Annotated in this window: 13 protein-coding genes; 11 read left to right on the forward strand and 2 right to left on the reverse strand. The window is 63.9% G+C overall.

Going from position 1 to position 20,584, the window contains the following annotated elements; translation table 11 throughout:
- Nucleotides 1–335: 335 nt before the first annotated feature.
- The 5 genes from NX782_RS14395 to NX782_RS14415 all read left to right on the forward strand — a co-directional run bounded on the left by NX782_RS14395 (nucleotide 336) and on the right by NX782_RS14415 (nucleotide 7,962).
- Nucleotides 336–2,390, forward strand: a complete 2,055-nt coding sequence (locus NX782_RS14395; RefSeq protein ID WP_258846159.1) for a DUF4214 domain-containing protein — start codon at nucleotides 336–338, stop codon at nucleotides 2,388–2,390.
- A gap of 205 nt (nucleotides 2,391–2,595) precedes the next feature.
- A complete protein-coding gene (locus NX782_RS14400) occupies nucleotides 2,596–4,404 on the forward strand; it encodes a type I secretion system permease/ATPase (RefSeq protein WP_258846160.1) in 1,809 nt (602 codons plus the stop codon).
- Between the two features lie 3 nt (nucleotides 4,405–4,407).
- The gene (locus NX782_RS14405) at nucleotides 4,408–5,760 is read left to right on the forward strand and encodes an HlyD family type I secretion periplasmic adaptor subunit (protein ID WP_258846161.1); all 1,353 of its coding nucleotides are present in this window, start codon (nucleotides 4,408–4,410) and stop codon (nucleotides 5,758–5,760) included.
- 2 nt (nucleotides 5,761–5,762) lie between these two features.
- Complete coding sequence (locus NX782_RS14410; RefSeq protein ID WP_258846162.1) at nucleotides 5,763–7,121, forward strand: TolC family outer membrane protein; 1,359 nt, start codon at nucleotides 5,763–5,765, stop codon at nucleotides 7,119–7,121.
- Between the two features lie 226 nt (nucleotides 7,122–7,347).
- Nucleotides 7,348–7,962 (forward strand): DUF4214 domain-containing protein, encoded by a 615-nt coding sequence (locus NX782_RS14415; RefSeq protein ID WP_258846163.1) that lies wholly within the window; start codon nucleotides 7,348–7,350, stop codon nucleotides 7,960–7,962.
- Nucleotides 7,963–8,072: 110 nt separating this feature from the next.
- On the opposite strand, the gene NX782_RS14420 is transcribed toward NX782_RS14415, so the two are convergent.
- A complete protein-coding gene (locus tag NX782_RS14420) occupies nucleotides 8,073–8,936 on the reverse strand; it encodes a sulfurtransferase (RefSeq protein WP_308632958.1) in 864 nt (287 codons plus the stop codon).
- 144 nt (nucleotides 8,937–9,080) lie between these two features.
- On the opposite strand from NX782_RS14420, the gene NX782_RS14425 reads away from it, so the two are divergent.
- The 3 genes from NX782_RS14425 (at nucleotide 9,081) to NX782_RS26415 (ending at nucleotide 15,477) form a co-directional block, all read left to right on the forward strand.
- A complete protein-coding gene (locus NX782_RS14425; RefSeq protein WP_258846165.1) occupies nucleotides 9,081–10,205 on the forward strand; it encodes an acyltransferase family protein in 1,125 nt (374 codons plus the stop codon).
- A 53-nt stretch (nucleotides 10,206–10,258) separates the two neighbouring features.
- Nucleotides 10,259–13,753: a DNA polymerase III subunit alpha gene (gene dnaE, locus NX782_RS14430; RefSeq protein ID WP_258846166.1), complete on the forward strand. Its 3,495-nt coding sequence runs from the start codon at nucleotides 10,259–10,261 to the stop codon at nucleotides 13,751–13,753.
- Nucleotides 13,754–13,926: 173 nt separating this feature from the next.
- The gene (locus tag NX782_RS26415) at nucleotides 13,927–15,477 is read left to right on the forward strand and encodes a methyl-accepting chemotaxis protein (protein ID WP_308632959.1); all 1,551 of its coding nucleotides are present in this window, start codon (nucleotides 13,927–13,929) and stop codon (nucleotides 15,475–15,477) included.
- Between the two features lie 78 nt (nucleotides 15,478–15,555).
- Here the strand turns inward: NX782_RS26415 and NX782_RS14445 are convergent, their stop codons facing one another.
- Nucleotides 15,556–16,380, reverse strand: a complete 825-nt coding sequence (locus tag NX782_RS14445; RefSeq protein WP_258846167.1) for a glycosyltransferase family 2 protein — start codon at nucleotides 16,378–16,380, stop codon at nucleotides 15,556–15,558.
- Nucleotides 16,381–16,755: 375 nt separating this feature from the next.
- On the opposite strand from NX782_RS14445, the gene NX782_RS14450 reads away from it, so the two are divergent.
- The 3 genes from NX782_RS14450 to waaF all read left to right on the forward strand — a co-directional run bounded on the left by NX782_RS14450 (nucleotide 16,756) and on the right by waaF (nucleotide 20,556).
- Nucleotides 16,756–17,799: an O-antigen ligase family protein gene (locus NX782_RS14450; protein ID WP_258846168.1), complete on the forward strand. Its 1,044-nt coding sequence runs from the start codon at nucleotides 16,756–16,758 to the stop codon at nucleotides 17,797–17,799.
- A gap of 73 nt (nucleotides 17,800–17,872) precedes the next feature.
- A complete protein-coding gene (gene msbA / locus NX782_RS14455) occupies nucleotides 17,873–19,522 on the forward strand; it encodes a lipid A export permease/ATP-binding protein MsbA (protein WP_370661797.1) in 1,650 nt (549 codons plus the stop codon).
- Nucleotides 19,519–20,556, forward strand: a complete 1,038-nt coding sequence (waaF, locus tag NX782_RS14460; protein ID WP_258846170.1) for a lipopolysaccharide heptosyltransferase II — start codon at nucleotides 19,519–19,521, stop codon at nucleotides 20,554–20,556. The genes msbA and waaF overlap by 4 nt, the downstream gene beginning before the upstream one ends.
- Nucleotides 20,557–20,584: the final 28 nt, after the last annotated feature.

Consider the following 20,584-nt stretch of genomic DNA (forward strand, 5'->3'; position numbering starts at 1 on the left):
TTTTTTTCGCCTAGCATGTGAGTTTCTGTGAGTTTCGGATGCTTTCCAAGTGGTAAGAATCTATCCAATTGTTACACATATTGCCCTCATGCGGCGCACGCCGATTTTTCGCTTACATTGATCCTCAGAGGGAAGAGCGAGGAAAAACATTAATTTCTTGTCCAGAATGTCAAAAATTGTCCTAATTTTGAACGAGTTTTGATGTTTTGTGATGACCGTCACATCTGCCTGAATGTTCTGCATGTCATTATTCGGCCCGTTGGACAGCAAGGGACTACCTGCGGCTGAACAATAGAGACAAATAACTCGATCGATCGATCTATCTGGAGCAATAAATGGCAACCACCTATTACAACGATCTGCAAAAGCTGTACGTCGCATACTTCAACCGTCCGGCTGACACCAAGGGCCTGGCTTACTACGAAGGCGTGCTGGAAGCCACCAAGGGCGACGCTAAAGCCCTGGCCACCACCATGGCTGCCATCTCGGCTGACTTCTCCACCTCGGCGGAATACAAGGCTGCCTACGCCAACATGTCGAACGCCGACATCGTCAACGCCATTTACCAGAACATCTTCGGCCGTCCTGCTGAAGACGCAGGCAAGAAGTACTGGGCTGACCTGCTGGACAGCAAGACCATCACCATCGACAACGTCGTGACCCAAGTCGCCGCCGGCGCACAGGGTTCGGACCTGACCGCCTTCACCAACAAGGTCAACGCTTCGCTGGCATTCACCACCGCACTGGGCGAGACCAACTCGTACTCGGGCGCCAAGGCCAACGCTGAAGCCAAGACCTTCCTGTCGGGCGTGACCGACAACGCTTCGTACGCCAACGCAACCGATCCGGTCATGCTGGCGACCACCGTTGCCAAGGTCAACCTGGCTGGTACCCCGTTCACCCTGCAGAGCGCCCTGAGCAACAAGGCCGCAGCTGACACCGCCTACACCAACTTCCTGGACGGCCTGGATGGCAAAGTCGACGGCAAGTTCAATACCGGCACCGATAAAGTTGGTACTGATCAAGCTGCCCGTGACATCGCCGAAGCTAGCGTCGCCACCAACGTCACCACCAAAATGACCGCCCTGGACGACCAGATCAGTGGCACCAGCTATGCCAGCGCCTCCGCCGGCGTGCGCGCTGCCCTGCTGGCTGACCAGCAGGCCGCCAATGCGGCCGCTGTGACCAAGGCCCAGGGCGACCTGACCATCGCGAACAACAAGCTGGCTGCAGTTGCTGGCCTGAACGACGCAATCGCCGCCCAGAAGACCGCCGACGCCAACGTCAAGAGCACCGCGGCAACCGCTGCTTCGGCTGCAACCGACGTGCAGCTGAAGCTCGCCGCCTACAATGTCCTGAACAAGACCGCGATCGCCAACCCGGCTGCCGGCGTCTACACCGTTGACGGCCTGATCGTCAACGACAAGGACAAGGGCTTGATGCTGGCAACCGGCGTGACCGAAGACACCAACAAAGGCGTGACTGCACTGCTGAACTCGCTGATCGCCGAGAAAGCCGCCGACACTGCCGCCAAGAACGCTGTCACTACAGCGGGCACTGCCAAGGCTACCGTTGATCTGCTGGACCTGAGCACCGCTGCCAAGGCCGACATGGCCGAGATCGCTAGCAAGATGAAGCTGGCTGAGGGCACCATCGCGACCGCCGCTCAGATCGAAGCCCAGCAAAAGGGTCTGGACGCTGCAGCCGTTTCGGCCAAGGCCGTGTCGGATGCATACCCTACCGCAGCCAACCTGAAGGCGACCGCTGACGCGCAAACCGCTGCCAGCGACTTCAAGGCCCTGGTAACCAAGCTGTACGCCGACGATAACGCCGATCCAGTCAACGCCAACCCGCTGATCAAAGCGCAAGCTGACGCGACCACTAGCCTGACCACCGCCCAGAAGGCCGTTACCGATCTGAGCACCGCGCTGAGCGACCTGGCCAAGGCAAATATGACCGCAACGCAACTGGAGGCCGTCAAGACCCAGGTTACTGCAGCCAACGGCGTGTTTGACGCCAACAAACTGGGCATGCCGGTCACCCTGGACGCAGACCACAAGGCTGAAGTCGCGAGCGCCGGTTCGGACATCTATGTTGCTGGCACCACCAGCGCCTCGATCATGAACTTCGGTCTCCTGGGTAGCGACTCGCTGTACATCAACAGCAAGAACACCTACAGCAAGCTGATCACCACGACCGATATTACGAAGGGTGATCCGGCAGCGCTGGAAGCTTTCCTGACCACCAATGCTGACGGCAACGCCGTCATCACGCTGGAACAGAAGGCATACGGTTCGAACAGCGGCACCGATCTGGTGACCATCACCCTGACCGGCGTCACCGACGTGACCAAGGTTCACCTGAATAACGGCATCATCACCGTGTCGTAATCCAGGCTGGATCCCGGGCCGGTTCGCCGGCCTGGACCCGGAAACCCCGCTGTCGCGAGACAGCGGGGTTTTTTACTTTGATAACGGTGTTTGTGTACCCAACGCGCGACTGAGCTTCGAAATTTGTGACGCACGTCACATTTTTGAACAGTTTTGATGGATAATGAGCGCGGTCAATTTTCCTGGGAACATGGGTCTTTCGCCTATGAAAAAGCTTTTAGAAAAAAAGAACGAAATCGAAATCGTGCTCCGCTCGTTCAAGAGCACCTTCGTCACGGTCGGCGTGTTCAGCGCCATCATCAACCTGCTGATGCTGGCACCGTCCCTGTACATGCTGCAGGTCTACGACCGCGTGCTGGGCAGCCGCAACGAGATCACGCTGCTGATGCTCACGCTGCTGATCGTCGGCGCCTACCTGTTCATGGGCGGCCTGGAACTGATCCGTTCCTTCGTGCTGGTGCGCGTCGGCGCCCAGTTCGACATGACGCTCAACAAGCGCGTGTACACCGCGGCCTTCGAGCAGAACCTGAAGCAGGCCGGTTTCAACGCCGGCCAGTCGCTCGCTGATCTGACCAACCTGCGTCAGTTCTTGACTGGCAATGCCCTGTTTGCCTTCTTCGACGCACCCTGGTTCCCGATCTACCTGATCGTCATCTTCATGTTCGAACCGGTGCTGGGCCTATTCGCCCTGGCGGGTACCGTGCTCCTGATCATCCTGGCGGTGGTCAACGAACGCGTGACCAAGGAGCCGCTGGCCGAAGCCAACTCGATGTCGATCCAGGCCAACACCCTGGCCACGAATAACCTGCGCAATGCCGAGGTGATCGAGTCGATGGGCATGCTGCCCAACCTGATGGGACGCTGGTTCAAGCTGCACGGCAAATTCCTCGGCCTGCAAGCCAGCGCCAGCCAGAAAGCCGGCGTCATCAGCGGCCTGACCAAGTTCGTGCAGATGTCGATGCAGTCGCTGGTGCTGGGCCTGGGTGCGCTGCTGGTGCTCGACAACAAGATCACCCCGGGCATGATGATTGCCGCGTCGATCCTGCTGGGCCGCACGCTGCAGCCGGTGCAGCAGGTGATCGCCGTGTGGAAGAGCGTCAGCGGCGCACGCAGCGCCTATGAGCGCCTGGAAGCGCTGCTGGAAGCCAATCCGGCGCGCGAAGCCGGCATGGCCCTGCCCAAGCCGCAGGGTGCACTCACCCTGGACAACGTGACAGCCGCGCCGCCGGGCGTCAAGACCCCGATCGTGAAGGGTGTGTCGTTCGCGATCGCGCCGGGCGACGTGCTGGGCGTGCTGGGGCCGAGCGGCTCCGGCAAGTCGACGCTGGCGCGCCTGCTGGTGGGCGTCTGGCCGTCGATGATCGGCAAGGTGCGTCTGGATGGCGCCGACATTTACCAGTGGAACAAGGCCGAGCTAGGCCCGCACGTGGGCTATCTGCCGCAAGACGTTGAACTGTTCGCCGGCAGCATCAGCGAGAACATCGCGCGTTTCGGCGAGGTCGACGCGGACAAGGTGGTGCAGGCCGCCAGGCGCGCCGGCGTGCACGACATGATCCTGCAGTTCCCGCAGGGCTATGACACCAAGCTGGGCGACGGTGGTGCCGGCCTGTCCGGCGGCCAGAAGCAGCGTATCGGCCTGGCCCGTGCGATGTACGACGATCCGGCGCTGATCGTGCTGGATGAGCCGAATTCGAACCTGGATGACGTCGGCGAGCAGGCCCTGCTGGCTGCGGTCCTCGACCTGCGCCAGCGCGGCAAGACCATCGTCATGATCAGCCACCGCCCGAGCGCGGTGCAGGTGACGACCAAACTGTTGCTGATGCGCGATGGCGCGGTCCACATGTTCGGACCGACCAACCAGGTGCTCGCCGCCCTGAACGAAGCTGCGAAGAAGGCCGCGGAAGCGCAGGCCGCCGCCCAGGCCCAGGTTGCGGCCGCCCAGGCTGCCGTCCAGCGTGCCGCTGCCGAGGCCCAGGCCCAGGCCGCGGGTGCCACCACCGGAGAAGGAAAGTAATTCATGAAGCTGATCAGTAACAAGGCGCAGGACGTCGTCTCCCACGACGTCGCGCCGGTCGAAGTCAATACCGACGCGCGCGCGTTCTCGCGCATGGGCTGGCTGATCGTCCTGCTGGGCGTCGGCGGCTTCCTGCTGTGGGCCCTGCTGGCGCCGCTCGACAAGGGCGTGCCGATGGCCGGCACCGTGGCCAAGGAATCGAACCGCCAAGCCGTGCAGCACCAGACCGGCGGCACCATCCAGCAGATCCTGGTGCGCGATGGCGACGTCGTCAAGGCGGGCCAGGTGCTGGTGCGCATGAACCCGGTGCTGGCCCAATCGGCGGTCGAGATGACCGATGCCCAGTACCTGAGTGCGCGTGCGATCGAGGCGCGCCTGCAGGCCGAGCGCGATGGCCGCCATACCATCGTCTTCCCGGCCGAGCTGGAGCAGAACAGCAAGGATCCGCGCGTGTCCGAGATCATGAGCCTGCAGCGTTCGCTGCTGGCCTCGCGCCAGGCATCGCTGCAGAACGAACTGGGCGGCATCGACGAGAGCATCGCCGGTCTCAAGGTCCAGGTGCAGGGCCTGCAGGAATCGCGCCAGAGCAAGAAGGAACAGGTCGACATCCTCAAGGAGCAGTTGGCCGGCATGCGCGATCTGGCCAAGGAAGGCTATGTCGCCCGCAATCGCCTGCTCGACCTGGAGCGCACCTACGCCCAGCTGAACGGCTCGATCTCGGAAGACATCGGCAACATCGGCCGCGCCCAGCGCCAGGTGACCGAGCTCACCCTGCGCAAGGCCCAGCGCGTGCAGGACTACCAGAAGGAAGTGCGCACCCAGCTGACCGAAGTGCAGAAGGAAGCCGATGCCCAGCAGGCCCGCCTGCAGGCGCAGAAGTTCGAACTGGCCAATGTCGAGGTGAAAGCGCCGGCCGACGGCACCGTCGTCAACCTGGCTGCGTTCACGCCCGGCGGCGTGATCCCGCCTGGCTTCAAGATCATGGACATCGTGCCGACCAACGACCCGCTGGTGGTCGAGGGCAACCTGCCGGTCAACCTGGTCGACCGCGTGCACCCGGGCCTGAAGACGGAGCTGATCTTCTCGGCCTTCAACGCCAACCGCACGCCGCACATTCCGGGCGAAGTCGAACAGGTCGCGGCCGACCGCACCGTCGACGAGCGCACCGGCGCCGCCTACTACAAGGTGCGCGTGAAGGTCACGCCGGAAGGCGCGAAGCTGATCGCCCATCACAAGCTGGCGATCCGTCCCGGCATGCCGGTGGAGCTGTTCGTCAAGACCGGCGAGCGCACCATGATGAATTACCTGCTGAAGCCGGTGCTCGACCGTGCGAAGTCGTCGATGGCGGAGGAGTGAGCGTGGCCAGCAAGACGATCAAACGCCGCAGCCTCGCGCTCGCGGCCGGCATGGCGGCGCTGTTGGCCGCCGGCCAGGCCGGCGCGATCAGCCTCCAGCAAGCCTACGAGGCGGCGCTGAAGAATGACCCGCAGTACCGCATGAACTATTACGAGCGCGAATCGGCAAGGGAAAACCGCATCCTTGGGCGTTCGAACCTGCTGCCCAGCGTCTCGGCCAGCTATTCGGCCAGCCGTAACGTGGCCGATATCGAGACGCTGCAGAACTACTACGATCTCGGCACTGCCCAGTCGATCAAGCACCCGCGCTACATCAGCCACTCGTCGGTCGTGCAGCTGCGCCAGCCCATCCTGAACCTTGATGGCATTGCGCGCTACCGCCAGGGCAAGGTGATCGCAGAGCAGGGCGAGGCCGCGTTCGAATCCGGCACCGACGAGGTGACCGTGCGCGTGGCCAGCGCCTACATGGACGCGCTGTTCGCGGACGATCAGGTGGCGCTCTCGAAAGTCGCACGTGACATGTATCTCGAGATGATGCACGTGAACAATCGCCTGTTCGAGAAGGGCGAGGGGACCAAGACCGACATGCTGGAAACCCAGGCCCGGCTCGACATCGCCGAGGCCCAATTGACCGAAGCGAAGGACAATGCGGTCGCGGCGCGCGCCACCCTGGCCGGCGTGATCGGCATGGACCCGGGCCAGCTGGACCAGCTGACCGAGAGCTTCCGCCCTGCCACGCTCGCGTTCGGCAGCTTCGAGGAGTGGGAAAAGATGGCGCGCGCGCACAACCACGAGCTGGCGGCAGCCCGTCTCGCGGTCGAGAATGCGCGCCTGGACATCCAGCGCAATAAAGCGGGCCACTATCCGCGCGTGGACTTCATTGCCGCCTACAGCAAAGGCAATTCGGAATCGATCAACACCTACGACCAGGCGACGGTCAACCGCACCATCGGCGTCCAGGTGAACATCCCGATCTACCAGGGCGGCGCGATCAGCGCGACCACCCGCCAGGCGGCCGCCGGTTACGAGCGTGCGCAGGCGGACCTCGACGCACGCACCAACAAGGTCCTGGTCGAGTTGCGAAAAGCCCACAACACCGTGCTGTCCAGCGTGCACAAGATCGAGGCGCTGGAAAAAGCCGTCGCGTCCGGCCAGTTGCTGATGAAGGCCACCGAGCAGAGCATCAAGGGTGGCGTGCGCATCAACCTGGACCTGCTGAATGCCCAGCAGCAGCTGTACACCAGCCAGCGCGACCTGGCCCAGGCCCGCTACACCTACCTGATCGGCCTGCTGCGCCTGCGCGCCGCGGCCGGGACGCTGGATGCCTCGGGCGTGCGTGAAGTGGCGGCTTACTTCCGCTGACTTTTCCCCGCTTCAAGAAAACCCACTGCGCAAACAGTGGGTTTTTTTTCGCCGTTCAATAAAACGGCCGAGTTGCGTCAGTCATTTAACACTTCTGCCCATGCAGGCTGGATTTCTCGAAAAAAATCTTTTTCTTTCAAGAACTTACGAGCTATCGCGCACGGTTGAGTGCGCCTCCAAAAACGAGGATGCGGTATATTTTTTTTACATTATTCCTAAGGAGGCCATGATGGCGACCGTGAACGAAACAGAAGTGCAGAAACTGTACGTTGCATATTTCAGCCGCCCGGCGGATGTCGCCGGCCTGGCATATTGGGTGGATGTGCTGGCCAACCACCCGAACGGCTATCAACAGATTTCCTCGAGCTTTGCCGCCTCGGACGAATACAAGGCGATGTACGCCGGCATGGACAGCCGCGCCACGGTCAGCGCCGTGTACGAGCACCTGTTCGGCCGTGCTGCCGAAGCTGCGGGTGTGGATTACTGGGCCAAGCTGCTCGACGCAAAGACCATCACGATCGATAACGTCGTGACCCAGGTCGCCGCCGGCGCCCAGGGTACCGACAAGGTCGCCTATAACGGCAAGGTGTCGGTCGCGAGTTCGTTCACGTCCCACCTGGACCTGGCAGTCGAACAGAAAGCCTATTCGACCACGGCCGGCCTGAAGATGGCATCGGATTATGTCGCCAGCGTGAAAGACCTGACCTCCGCGGCGATGGCCATGGACCCGGGCAATATCGACATCACGATCGAGAACATGGTCAAAGCCGCAGGCGTGAGTATGGATGCGCCGGCCGCGCTGGTCGGGGTCGCCGAGCCGCTGCCGGCATTCCACGTCTGAGTCGATACACGTCCAGGCAGGAACACGTTTTAGACGTGAAATTTTATTTCACGCAAGCCGCGTGAATGAAATAAAAGAAAACCGCCGGTTCGCCCGGCGGTTTGTCATTGTCAGGCCTGGGCCTGGTTCTGCTCCGGCGCTGCAGCGCTCTTGTGGGCGCAGTGCGGGCAGGACACGCCGACCACGTATTCGGGCGCCAGCTGCTGGCGCGGCGTGACCACTGCGCGGCAGGCGAAGCATTGCACGGTTTCGGTCGGCTCCAGCTTCGGGTTGAGCGCGGTACGGTAGTCGAACACGAAGCAGTCGCCCTTGTAGTGGTCGCCGCCGACTTCCTCGAAATACTTCAGGATGCCGCCGTCGAGCTGGTACACGCGCTCGTAGCCGATGTTCTGCATGTGGATGGCGGCTTTCTCGCAACGGATGCCACCGGTGCAGAAGGTCACCACGGTCTTGCCCTGCAGTTCATCCTTGTGCTTCGCCACCACTTCCGGGAATTCGCTGAACTTGTCGATGCGGTAGTCGAGCGTGTTTTCGAAGGTGCCGACGTCCACTTCGAAGGCGTTGCGGGTTTCCATCATCACGACCGGTACGCCGTCGTCGTCGTGGCCCTGGTCGAGCCAGCGCTTGAGCGTCTTCGGATCGACCGAGGGCGCGCGGCCGAGTTCCGGCTTGATCAGCGGCATGCGCATCGTGATGATTTCCTTCTTGATGCGAACCAGCATGCGGCGGTGCGACTGTTCTTCCGACAGGCTTTCCTTCCACTCCAGGTCGGCCAGGCGGGCGTCGCTGCGGACCCAGGCCAGGTACTGGTCGATCTGTTCGCGCGGACCCGACACGAACATGTTGATGCCTTCCGGCGTCAGCAGGACCGTGCCTTTCAGGCCGAGTTCGTTGCACTGCGCCTGGTACTGCAGGCGCATCTCTTCGAGGTTGTCGAGGGTGACGAATTTGTAAGCAGCGATATTGACGTGCATGATCATTAGAAGGCGAGTGCGGAAGACAGCCGGACATTATAAGCCACGGGCGCGCCCAGGTCAGCGTGTCGCTTCAGCGATGTAGCTTCCAGGACAATTGCCATTTACAATGCATGTTTTCTTAGCAAGCCCTGCCGGCCAATCATGCAATCGCTCAATCTGCAGTACAACCCGCGCATTGACCAGTTGCGCTGGCTGGCCGCGACCATCGTCTTCCTGTTCCACTTCCAGCTCGAATACCGCGGGCTTGGCGGGCCGGCGCTGGTGTCGCCCTGGGCCGCCCTGATCACCGAGGGGCATACCGGCGTCGGGCTGTTCTTCACGCTGTCGGGCTTCCTGTTCATGCAGATTGTGCTGCACCAGAAGACCATCGTCTATGGCGACTTTCTGCGCAACCGGGTGCTGCGCATCGTGCCGCTGTTCCTGACCATTTTCCTGATCGCGACCTCGATCGGACGCGACAACTTCCAGCCGCAGGATATCTTCTATCTGTTCGCGACCAACCTCGGCCACGCACCCACCTCCGGCACGCCGGTCACCGGCGCGGCGTGGACGATTTCGCTCGAGTTCCTGTTCTATATGGTGTTCCCGTTCCTGGCGCGCTTCGCCATGGAGCGCGGACCGCGTTACCTGCTCAGCCTGCTGGTGCTGATGGCATTCTTTAAACTCAGCGCCTACACGGTCAACGCCAACAGCACGCTGATGTATTTCTGCACCTTCGTGGGCCGCTTCGACCAGTTCCTGATCGGCATGCTGGCCGCCATGCTCTACCAGCAGCAGCGCAGCTTCAGGGTGCCGCCCGCCTTCGGGCCGCTGCTGTTGCTGGGCGCCACCGTGCTGGTGGTGTGCGAAATGGCGGCGCTGCATCATTACGCGCCGTTCGGCGCGACCCCGAAATCGGCGTTCTGGATTTTCTGGTCGATGTTCGAGAGCGCGGGCTGGGCAGCCTTCATCCTGGCCTGGCTGGCATTCGGCCCGCGTCTGCCGGCACTGCTCGACCGCGTGCTCTGCCATGGCGGCAAGGTCAGCTTTTCCTTTTACCTGCTGCACATGGCCTTGCTGCATCTGCTGGCCGTGCAGGTCGGGCGTGTGGTGCCCACCGGCAATGGCTGGATCGATGCCTTCATCATGATCGCGCTTACCTATGGCGCCACCTGGCTGCTGGCGACGCTGAGCTACAACACGATCGAAGAACCCTTCCTGCGCATGCGCCGTCGTTATGGAATTGGCAAGACCACAGAATTTGGCGAAATTGCCACGTCGAAATAACGGAAAGAAACTCAGCGGCCCCATGTCCCGGCCGCTGGCGGTAAAATGATGGGATGACTTCCCCGATTTTTACCCACCTGCGCGTCCATTCCGAATACTCGATCGTCGACGGCCTGGTCCGCATCGACGACCTGGTGGCGGCCGCCGTGAAGGACGGGCAGCCTGCGCTGGCCGTGACCGACCTGGCCAACGCCTTCGCCCTGGTTCGTTTCTACAAAGCCGCGCGTGGCAAGGGCGTCAAGCCCATCGTCGGGGTCGACGCCTGGATTACCAACGACGAGAACCGCGACAAGCCGTTCCGCCTGCTGATCCTCTGCAAGAACAAGACCGGCTACCTGCAGCTGTGCGAACTGCTGTCCAAAGCCTGGCTGACCAATCAATACAAGGGCAGGGCCGAGATCCGCGTCGAGTGGCTGGAAGCGCTGGCAACCTCGGTCTCGACGCTGGAACCGGACGTGCCGCAATCGAACGCCCTGATCGTGCTGTCGGGCGCCCAGTTCGGCGACATCGGCCAGGCCATCGACAATGGCGACATCGCCAAGGCCGAAGCTTGCGCCCAGCGCTGGGCGCAGCTGTTCCCGGGTCACTTCTACGTCGAGATCCAGCGCGCCGGCCAGCCCAACCAGGAGCAGCAGGTGCGCCATTCGGTGGCGCTGGCCGGCCGCCTCGGGCTGCCGGTGGTGGCGACCCACCCGGTGCAGTTCATCAAGAAGGAAGAGTTCATCGCCCACGAAGCGCGCGTCTGCATCGCCGAGGGCGAGATGCTGGCCAACGCCAAGCGCGTGCGCCGCTTCAACGAGAACATGTGCTTCAAGTCCCAGGACGAGATGGCCGAGCTGTTCAAGGACCTGCCGGGCGCGCTCGCCAATTCGGTGGAGATCGCCAAGCGCTGCAACGTGACCCTGACGCTGGGCAAACCGCAGCTGCCGAACTTCCCGACCCCGGGCATGACCATCGACGAATTCCTGGTCGCCGAAACGAAGAAGGGCCTGGAAGAGCGCCTGATCCAGCTGTTCCCCGATCCCGAGGTGCGCGAGAAAGAGCGTCCGCGCTACGAGGCGCGCCTGGAGTTCGAGAACAACACCATCATCAAGATGAAGTTCCCGGGCTACTTCCTGATCGTGGCGGAGTTCATCCAGTGGGGTAAAAACAACGGCGTGCCGATCGGCCCGGGCCGCGGCTCGGGTGCGGGTTCGCTGGTGGCGTACGCGCTGAAGATCACCGACCTCGATCCGCTGAAGTACAACCTGCTGTTCGAACGTTTCCTGAACCCGGAACGCGTCTCGATGCCCGACTTCGACATCGACTTTTGCCAGGAAAAGCGCGAACTGGTGATCCAGCACGTGAAGGATTTGTACGGCCGCGACGCGGTCTCGCAGATCGCCACCTTCGGTACCATGGCGGCCAAAGGCGCGATCCGCGACGTCGGCCGCGTGCTCGATTTCGGCTACAACTTCTGCGACGGCATCTCGAAGCTGATTCCGTTCAAGCCGGGCAAACCGGTGTCGATCGCCGAGGCGATCGAAGAGGAACCGCTGCTCAAGGAACGCCTCGAGAACGAGGAAGAAGTGAAGCAGCTGCTGGACCTTGCCCAGCAGGTCGAAGGCATCACCCGTAACATCGGCATGCACGCCGGCGGCGTGCTGATCGCCCCCGGCAAGCTCACCGACTTCTGCCCGCTGTACACCCAGGGCGGCGATGCCGGCGTGGTTTCGCAGTACGACAAGGACGACGTGGAGGCCGCCGGCCTGGTCAAGTTCGACTTCCTGGGCCTGACCACGCTGACCATCCTCGACCGCGCCGTGAACTACATCCGCGCGCTCGATCCGCAGGACGCCAACTTCAACCTCGAATCGCTGCCGCTGACCGACCGGCCTTCGTACAAGCTGCTGACGGAAGCCAAGACCGTGGCCGTGTTCCAGCTTGAATCGCGCGGCATGCAGGGCATGCTGAAGGATGCGCGCCCCGACCGCTTCGAGGACATCATCGCGCTGGTGGCGCTGTACCGTCCGGGCCCGATGGACCTGATCCCGGACTTCTGCAAACGCAAGCACGGCGAAAAGTTCGACTACCCGGACCCGCGCACCGAGTCCATCCTGTCCGAGACCTACGGCATCATGGTCTATCAGGAGCAGGTGATGCAGATGGCGCAGATCGTCGGCGGCTACTCGCTGGGCGGCGCGGACATGCTGCGCCGCGCGATGGGTAAGAAGAAGGCCGAGGAGATGGCCGAGCACCGCGCGATCTTCCGCGCCGGCGCCGCCAAGGACGGCCTGTCGACCGAGAAGGCCGACGAGATCTTCGACTTGATGGAAAAGTTCGCGGGCTACGGCTTCAACAAGTCGCACGCCGCCGCCTACGCGCTGCTGTCGTATCACACGGCTTACCTGAAGGTCCACCACACCGCCGCGTTCATGGCAGCCAACATGTCGCTGGCCATGGAAGACACGGACAAGATCAAGATCCTGGTCGAGGATTCGATCGACGTCTGCAAGCTGACCATCCTGCCGCCGGACGTCAACGAATCGCAGTTCCGCTTCACCCCGGAAGGCCCGCCGCGATCAAGCACCGGCAAGCAGGTGTCGAACATCCGCTACGGCCTGGGCGGCGTGAAGGGCGCGGGCCAGGGCGCGATCGAAGCGATCATCGCCGCGCGCAACGAAGGCGGCAAATTCAAGGACCTGTTCGACTTCTGCATGCGCGTGGACCGCAAGCAGATCAACCGCCGCACCATCGAATCGCTGATCCGCGCCGGCGCCATGGACTGCTTCGGCGTCGATCGCGCGGTGCTGCTGGCTTCGGTCGGCTTCGCGATGGAAGCGGCCGGCCAGGCCGCCGCCGCCGCCAACCAGGTCAGCCTGTTCGGCGGCGACGATTCGGATCTGGTGGCCCCGCCGGAATACGTCAAAGCCACGCCCTGGACCGACCGCCAGAAACTGTCGGAAGAGAAGACCGCGCTCGGCTACTACCTGTCGGGCCACATGTTCGACTCTTACCAGGCCGAGGTGCGGCGCTTCGCCAAGACCAAGCTGAAGGACCTGGAGCCCTCGCGCGACCCGCGCATGCTGTGCGGCGTGATCACCGGCGTGCGCACCCAGCTGACCCAGCGCGGCAAGATCCTGATCGTGACGCTGGACGACAAGACCGGCGTGGTCGAGGTGACGATCTATAACGAGCTGCTGGAAGCGAACAAGAACATCTTCCGCGAAGACGAGTTCCTGCTGGTGGTCGGCAAGGTGTCCGAAGACCGCTTCAACGGCGGCCTGCGCATCACCGCCGAGAAGGCCTACGGCATCGCCGAGGCCCGCATCCAGTACGGCCACAAGCTGGAGATGGATGTCGAGTGCACGGTGAATCCGGCCAAGCTGGCGGAGATCCTGCAACCCTACCGCCAGGAAGGCGGCCTGCCGGTCAGCCTGCGTGTGGCGCCGCAGGGCATTCCCTGCGTGGTGCAGCTGGGGGATGGCTGGCGCGTGGCGCCTTCGGACGAGCTGAAGTATGCGCTCGAGCTGCAGTTGGGGGCGAAGGAAGTGGCGGTAGAGTATTGAATTGTCCGCCGCAAGCGCGGCGGGCATTGTGGCGGCGCTACCGGAGACCGTTGTTTAATGAACGCGTTTTGATCTTGAACACAAAAATAACGCGTGTGTTTAATCTCTTGCCATCGAGATTCAAACTGGTTTGGCGATAAATTGATGTAAGGCAATTTACCAGGCCATCCATCATGACACTCTCCTTCCGCCAGAAACTCTTCCTCCCCTTGCTGCTGAGCCTGCTCTGCCTGCTCATCGTCTTCGTCATCGACACCCTGCACAACCGCGACGTCCGCCTCGAAGAACGCAAGATCCAGCTGGCCAACGCCGGCCAGATGGCCGCCTCGATCGCCAGGGAATACGGCGCGCTGGCGGCCAGCCACGCCCTGCCGGAAGAGGAGGCGAAGAAGCAGGCGCTGGCCCGCATCCAGGCGCTGCGCTATGGCGAAACCGGCTACCTGGTCGTGTTCGACGGCGAGCAGGTGCTGATGCACCCGATCAAGGCCGCGCTGGTCGGCTCGAAGATCGCCGCGACCCGCGATCCGGAAGGCCGCCAGGTCTACCTCGACGCGATCGCCGCCACGCAGGCCGGCAAGGACGGCGGCGGCTACACCGAATACCTGTGGGCCAAGCCGGGCGCGCAGCAGCCGGTGCCCAAGCTGACCTACACGCTGGCTTACAAACCCTGGGGCTGGAACATCATGACCGGCCTGTACATCGACGACGTCAACCACATTTTCTATGTGAAGCTGGGCGAATCGGCACTGTGGCTGGCCGTCATCGGCACGGCCCTGTCGGTCGTGGTCCTGCTGCTGATCCGCAGCGTCGAGCGTACGCTGGGCGGCGACCCGGCGGATGCGGCCGCGGTGGCCCAGCGCATCGCCGGCGGCGACCTCGGCACCGAGGTGGCGGTCCGTTCCGGCGACCATGCCAGCCTGATGGCGGCGATGAAGGCCATGCGCGACGCCCTGGCCGGCATCGTGACCCAGGTGCGCAGCGGCACCGACCTGATCGCGACCGCCTCGAGCCAGATCGCCAGCGGCAACCTGGACCTTTCGAGCCGCACCGAGGAGCAGGCCAGCTCGCTGGAAGAAACCGCGGCCTCGATGGAGGAGCTGACCAGCACCGTCAGGCAGAGTGCCGAGAATGCGCGCCAGGCCAGCGCGCTGGCCGAATCGGCGGCCGGCGTTGCCGGGCGCGGCGGCGAAGTGGTGGCGCGCGTGGTCGATACCATGGAAGACATCAAGGCGGCGTCCAGCAAGATCGTCGACATCATCGGCGTGATCGACGGCATCGCCTTCCAGACGAATATCCTGGCGCTGAACGCGGCGGTCGAGGCGGCGCGCGCGGGCGAGCAGGGCAGGGGTTTTGCCGTGGTGGCGGGCGAAGTGCGTTCGCTGGCCCAGCGCTCGGCCCAGGCCGCGAAGGAAATCAAGCTTCTGATCGGCGACTCGGTGGAGAAGGTCGGCGACGGCGCGAAGCTGGTGCAGGAAGCCGGCGCCACCATGCAGGACATCGTCGGCAGCGTGAACCGCGTGAGCGGCATGATCGCGGCGATCAGCAGCGCCACCCAGGAACAGGGTTCGGGCATCGAACACATCAACCAGGCCATCGCCCAGATGGACCAGGTGACCCAGCAGAACGCCTCGCTGGTCGAGGAAGCGGCGGCGGCGTCGGAAGCGATGCAGGAACAGGCGGCGAAGCTGGCGCAGACGGTCAGCGTGTTCCGCGTCAGCGCCTGATAACGTAGCGTGGGCACTCCGTGCCCACGCGAATGCCGGCATTGCGCAAACGTTCCGCGTGGGCGCGGACAGCCCACCCTACGCCGCGTGCTCGCGCAGGCCGACCGTCGCCTGCGTGACCTTGTTCGCCGCGCGCGCCAGCACCACGTTGCGGTTGCTCGACTCCTGATCGCGCTGGGCCTCGCGGTGCCACAGGTGGAAGACCTCGGTGGCGAACGCCCCATCCTTGCGCTTCACGCCGGCGTGGAACAGGCGCACGACGAGGTCGGAATCCTCATGGCCCCAGCCCGTGAAGCTCTCGTCGAAACCATTCACACGGTCCAGGTCGCTGCGCCAGACCGCCAGGTTGCAGCTCTTGATGCGCCGCCATGAGAAACCCTTGCGCACGCGGCCCAGGTCGGGCCAGCGCAGGCCCAGCTGCAGTGTCTTGTTGAGGTCGCCGCGCAGGCGCCAGGCCATGCGCGTGCCGACGCCGGTGGCCGGCACCGAAATGCCTTCGTCCAGTACGCGCCGCGTGAGGCGTTCGCTCATCAGGATGCGGCTGCCCGAGACCAGGCAGCCGGGCTCGGACAGGGCGCGGTGGCGGGCGATGAAGTCGCGCTGCGGGATACAGTCGCCGTCCAGGAAAATGATGTATTCGCCGTGGGCCGCAAGGGTGCCGCGGTTGCGCGCCATTGCTGCGCGGAAGCCGTCGTCGGGCTGCCAGACGTGGCGCAGCGGCACCGGCGCGTCCTCTGTTAATTGTTTCACAAGGTTACGCGTGTTGGCAGTCGAGCCATCATCAGCGATAATGATTTCGAAATTCTTGTCGTTCTGCATAAAACATGCCCGCACCACGGCGGCCAGGGCGTCTGGCCGGTTGTAGGTGGTGATCACGACCGAGATTGTCTGTGCGTGCCGCATAAGGTCCGATGTACACTGTGAAAGGAGCCTCGAAAACCGTCGCGAGCGGCGGCAGTGCTGGAGGAGAAGCACAGCTGTACGGATGTACAGCGAGCATCGCAGTCCAGCAATGCAACGCGCAGTAGGTTTTCGAGGCTCCTGGCTATTCAGGGGCAAGAGTATCCCATAAGAACATCAATGAACAGTAATCTGACGAATACGAGGGATCCGGTGCGAATCTGGACCGGCGCCCTTGCTTTCCTGTTTCCGTTTCTAAGCCTCGTCACTCTGTTCGGCGTCAGTCTTGGGAGTTTCCTCTTCCTGATCACCGCTTTGATCTTGTTCAAGCCGTGCCGCGATGCGCTCGTGCGCCATTGGCCGCAGGTGCGCTGGGTCGTGCTAGCCTTTCTGCTGCACTTCCTGTTCGTGCTGGGGTGCGCCCTGGTACGCGGCGCAAATATGAATACGGTGGAAAAGCCCGCGCGTATGTTTTTCGCGGTAAGTAGCCTGGCGGCAGTGCTGGCGGCGCGCCCGTCGCGGCGCATGTTGTGGTGGGGCGTGATTGGCGGCGCCATGGCGGCCTTGCCCTTCGTGGCATGGCAGCGGATCGGGCTGGGGATCGAGCGTCCGGGCGGACTGATCAACGCGATCACCTTCGGCGACCTGGCGCTGCTGCTGGCCCTGCTGGCGGTGACGGCCGCGATCGACATGAAGAACGACCCGCGCCACGCGCGCCTGGCGGCGCTCGGTGCGCTGGCGGGGCTGGCGGCCTCGCTGCTGACCGGCAGCCGCGGCGGCTGGATCGCGCTGGGCGTGGCGGCGCTGCTGTTCCTGCGCCATGCGCGCGTGCTGGGCAGCCGCAGCGTGCGGGTGCTGCTGGCGGCCGGGGCCGCAGTGGTGCTGGCCGCCTGGTTCGTGCCGGCCAGCGGCATGCAGGGCCGTTTCCAGGACGGCGTGAACGACGTGCGCGGCTGGTTCGAGGACGGCACCGTGTTCACCAATGTCGGCACCCGGCTCGAATTGTGGAAGGGGGCGACGATGCTGATCGCCGAGCACCCGCTGCTGGGCAGGGATTTTGTGGCCTGCCGCGAGCGTCTGGCCGAGTTTGCCCGCGACGGCAGGCTCGATCCGGTGGTGTTGCCGCTCCCGCACCTGCATAATGATGCATTGCAGGAATTGGCGACGGGCGGCGTGCTCGGTTTCGCGCTGTGGGCGGCGATCCTGGCGGCGCCGCTGTCGTTCTTCCTGCGCGAATTGCGCGGCGGCGTCGACAAGCCGCAAGCGGCTCTTGCACTGGCCGGGATATTGGTCGTGACCAGTTACGTGAGCTTCGGCCTGACCGAAGTGATCTTCTGGTCGATGAAAGGCAGCCTGTTTTATGCACTCATGGTGTTCGTGCTGATGGGCTTCTGCCTGAATGCGAAAGAAAAAATTGGATAACCGTATCATCATCAAACGCCTTCTGGCGCTCCTGAAACCCTATCGCAGCCGCGCGTACCTGGCGCTACTGGCGATGGCGCTGACCGCCGCGACCAATACGCTGGTGGCCAAAGCATTGGAGCTGTTGATGGACGAGGGCTTCCGCGACACGCCCGGCTTTTCCCTGTGGTGGGTCCCCGGCGTGCTGGTATCGCTGTTCGCCCTGCGCGGCATCGGCACCTTCGCGACCGCCTATTACAACAACTGGGTGCTGAGCCGGATGACCAACGACCTGCGCGCGCTGGCCTTCGATCGCGTGTTGCGCCTGCCGGTAGCGCGCTTCCATGAAGAATCCACCGGCAAGGTGATTAACACCGTGGTGGGCGACGTGCGCCAGGTGGTCGACATGATCCAGTCGGTGTTCGTGGCGTTTGTCCGCGACACGCTGGTGGTGATCGGCCTGCTGACCTACCTGCTGTACCTGAACTGGCAACTTACCCTGGTGGCCATCGTGGTAGTGCCGCTGACCGCCGTCATCGTCCGCACCACCAGCAAGCGCCTGCGCCACCTGAACCGCGAGAACCAGCGCGTCACCGCCGAGATGACCCAGGTGGTCGAGGAAGCCGCGCGCGGCCACCAGGTGATCCGCGTGTTCTCCGGCGAGCATTACGAAAACCGCCGCTTCTTCCAGCGCAGCGAAGCCCTGCGAGGCTTCTCGCAGCGCATGACGGTGGCCTTCGCCGCCACCACGCCGGTGACCCAGGTCGCGACCTCGCTGGCGCTGTCGCTGGTGGTGGTGCTGGCGCTGAAGGCCGGCATGACGCAGGGCCAGTTCACCGGCTTCGTCACCGCGATGCTGATGCTGCTGACGCCCCTGAAGGCGCTGGCCGAGGTGAATGGCCCGATGCAGCGCGGGATCGCCGCCGCCGAAACCGTCTTCGAACTGATCGACGCCCCGGTCGAGCACGACCCCGGTACCCGCACCCTGGGCCGCGCCAAGGGCCATGTGCGCTTCGAGAACGTGGGCTTCCGCTATCCGAACGCGCAGTCGGCGGCGCTGGACGGCGTCTCGCTCGACGTCAAGCCGGGCCAGACCGTGGCCCTGGTCGGCATGTCGGGCGGCGGCAAGTCGACCTTCGTGAACCTGGTCGCGCGCTTCTACGAGCCGCAGTCCGGGCGCATCCTGCTGGACGGCATTCCCTACCAGGACATCACCCTGCCGAGCCTGCGCGCCCAGCTGGCGCTGGTGAGCCAGAACGTGGTGCTGTTCGACGACAGCCTGAAGGCCAACATCGCCTATGGCGCCGAGCAGGTCGACGTCGCGCGCCTGGCGGCGGCGATCAAGGCGGCGCACCTGGACGACGTGGTGGCGCGCCTGCCGGAAGGCGTCGAGACCATAATCGGCGAGAACGGCATGCGCCTGTCCGGCGGCCAGCGCCAGCGCGTGGCGATCGCGCGTGCGATCTACAAGGATGCGCCGATCCTGATCCTCGACGAAGCGACCTCCGCCCTCGACAACGAATCCGAGCGCGCGGTGCAGGCCGCACTCGACACCCTGATGGCCGGCCGCACCACCTTCGTGGTCGCGCACCGCCTGTCGACCATCGAGCGCGCCGACCTGATCGTGGTGATGGAGCAGGGCCGCATCGTCGAACAGGGCACCCATGACGAACTGCTGGCGGCGGGCGGCACCTACGCCAACCTGTATCGCCTGCAGTTCACGGCGCCGGCGGAAGTAGCATGAGCAAGCAGGACCGTACCCTCGTCATCTCGCCGAACTGGATCGGCGACGCCGTGATGGCCCAGCCCCTGCTGCGCCTGCTCAAGCAGGCCCACCCGGAGCGCGCCATCGACGTGCTGGCCCCGCCGCAGGTGGTGCCGGTGTGGAAGCGCATCCAGGAAGCCGACCAGATCATGGAGACGCCATTCCGGCATCGCGCCCTGCAGTTGGGCGAGCGCCTGAAGACGGCCAAACAGCTGCGCAAGCGCGGCTACCACGACGCCTACGTGCTGCCGAATACCCTGAAGTACGCGCTGATCCCGTGGCTGGCCCGGATTCCGCGCCGGGTCGGCTACAAGGGCGAGATGCGCTACGGGATGGTCAACGTCATGCACCATGACGACAGCCCGCCGCGCTCGATGGTGCCCTTCTATGCGGCGCTGGCGCGCGAGCCCGAGCTGCCGCTGCCGGGCCAACTGGCGCGGCCCTCGCTGGTCGTGGCCGGCGAAGAGACCGAAGCCGTGGCGCGCCACCTGGGCCTGTCGCTGGAGCGCCCGCTGGTGGCCTTCGCGCCCGGCGCGGAATTCGGCATCGCCAAGCGCTGGCCGCCGGCCTACTACGCGCAGCTGGCGGCGCGGGTGGCGGCAACGCTGCCGGACGCACAGATTGCGCTGATGGGCTCGGTGAACGACGTCGAGACCTGCGAGCAGGTGGTCGGGCAATCCGGCCTGGCCGAAGGCGTGGTGCGCAACCTGGCAGGCCAGACTTCGCTCGACGACGCCATCGCGCTGCTGGCCAAGGCGCGCGCCGTGGTCTCGAACGATTCGGGCCTGCTGCACATCGCCTCGGCCCTGAACCGCCCGGTGGTGGCGCTGTATGGCTCGACCGACCCGAATTACGCGCCGCCGCTGTCGGAAATCGCCCGCACGATCTCGCTGCGCCTCGAATGCTCACCCTGCCGCCAGCGCGAATGCCCGCTGGGACACCACGACTGCATGACCAAGATGAGCGTGGACCGGGTGTGGAGCGAACTGGCGCCGATTCTGGCGCGAAAATAAAAAAGCGGCGCCGCAGCGCCGCTTTTTT

Origin of the sequence: Massilia norwichensis, from assembly GCF_024753245.1 — a bacterium.
Lineage (GTDB): Bacteria > Pseudomonadota > Gammaproteobacteria > Burkholderiales > Burkholderiaceae_D > Telluria > Telluria norwichensis.

Excerpts from the sequence above, each read along its gene's own strand:
- NX782_RS14395 (WP_258846159.1), top strand. The coding sequence starts at position 336 with ATGGCAACCACCTATTACAACGATCTGCAAAAGCTGTACGTCGCATAC.
- NX782_RS14400 (WP_258846160.1), top strand. The coding sequence starts at position 2,596 with ATGAAAAAGCTTTTAGAAAAAAAGAACGAAATCGAAATCGTGCTCCGC.
- NX782_RS14405 (WP_258846161.1), top strand. The coding sequence starts at position 4,408 with ATGAAGCTGATCAGTAACAAGGCGCAGGACGTCGTCTCCCACGACGTC.
- NX782_RS14415 (WP_258846163.1), top strand. The coding sequence starts at position 7,348 with ATGATGGCGACCGTGAACGAAACAGAAGTGCAGAAACTGTACGTTGCA.
- NX782_RS14420 (WP_308632958.1), bottom strand. The coding sequence starts at position 8,936 with ATGCACGTCAATATCGCTGCTTACAAATTCGTCACCCTCGACAACCTC.
- NX782_RS14425 (WP_258846165.1), top strand. The coding sequence starts at position 9,081 with ATGCAATCGCTCAATCTGCAGTACAACCCGCGCATTGACCAGTTGCGC.
- dnaE (WP_258846166.1), top strand. The coding sequence starts at position 10,259 with ATGACTTCCCCGATTTTTACCCACCTGCGCGTCCATTCCGAATACTCG.
- NX782_RS26415 (WP_308632959.1), top strand. The coding sequence starts at position 13,927 with ATGACACTCTCCTTCCGCCAGAAACTCTTCCTCCCCTTGCTGCTGAGC.
- NX782_RS14445 (WP_258846167.1), bottom strand. The coding sequence starts at position 16,380 with ATGCGGCACGCACAGACAATCTCGGTCGTGATCACCACCTACAACCGG.
- msbA (WP_370661797.1), top strand. The coding sequence starts at position 17,873 with ATGGCGCTGACCGCCGCGACCAATACGCTGGTGGCCAAAGCATTGGAG.
- waaF (WP_258846170.1), top strand. The coding sequence starts at position 19,519 with ATGAGCAAGCAGGACCGTACCCTCGTCATCTCGCCGAACTGGATCGGC.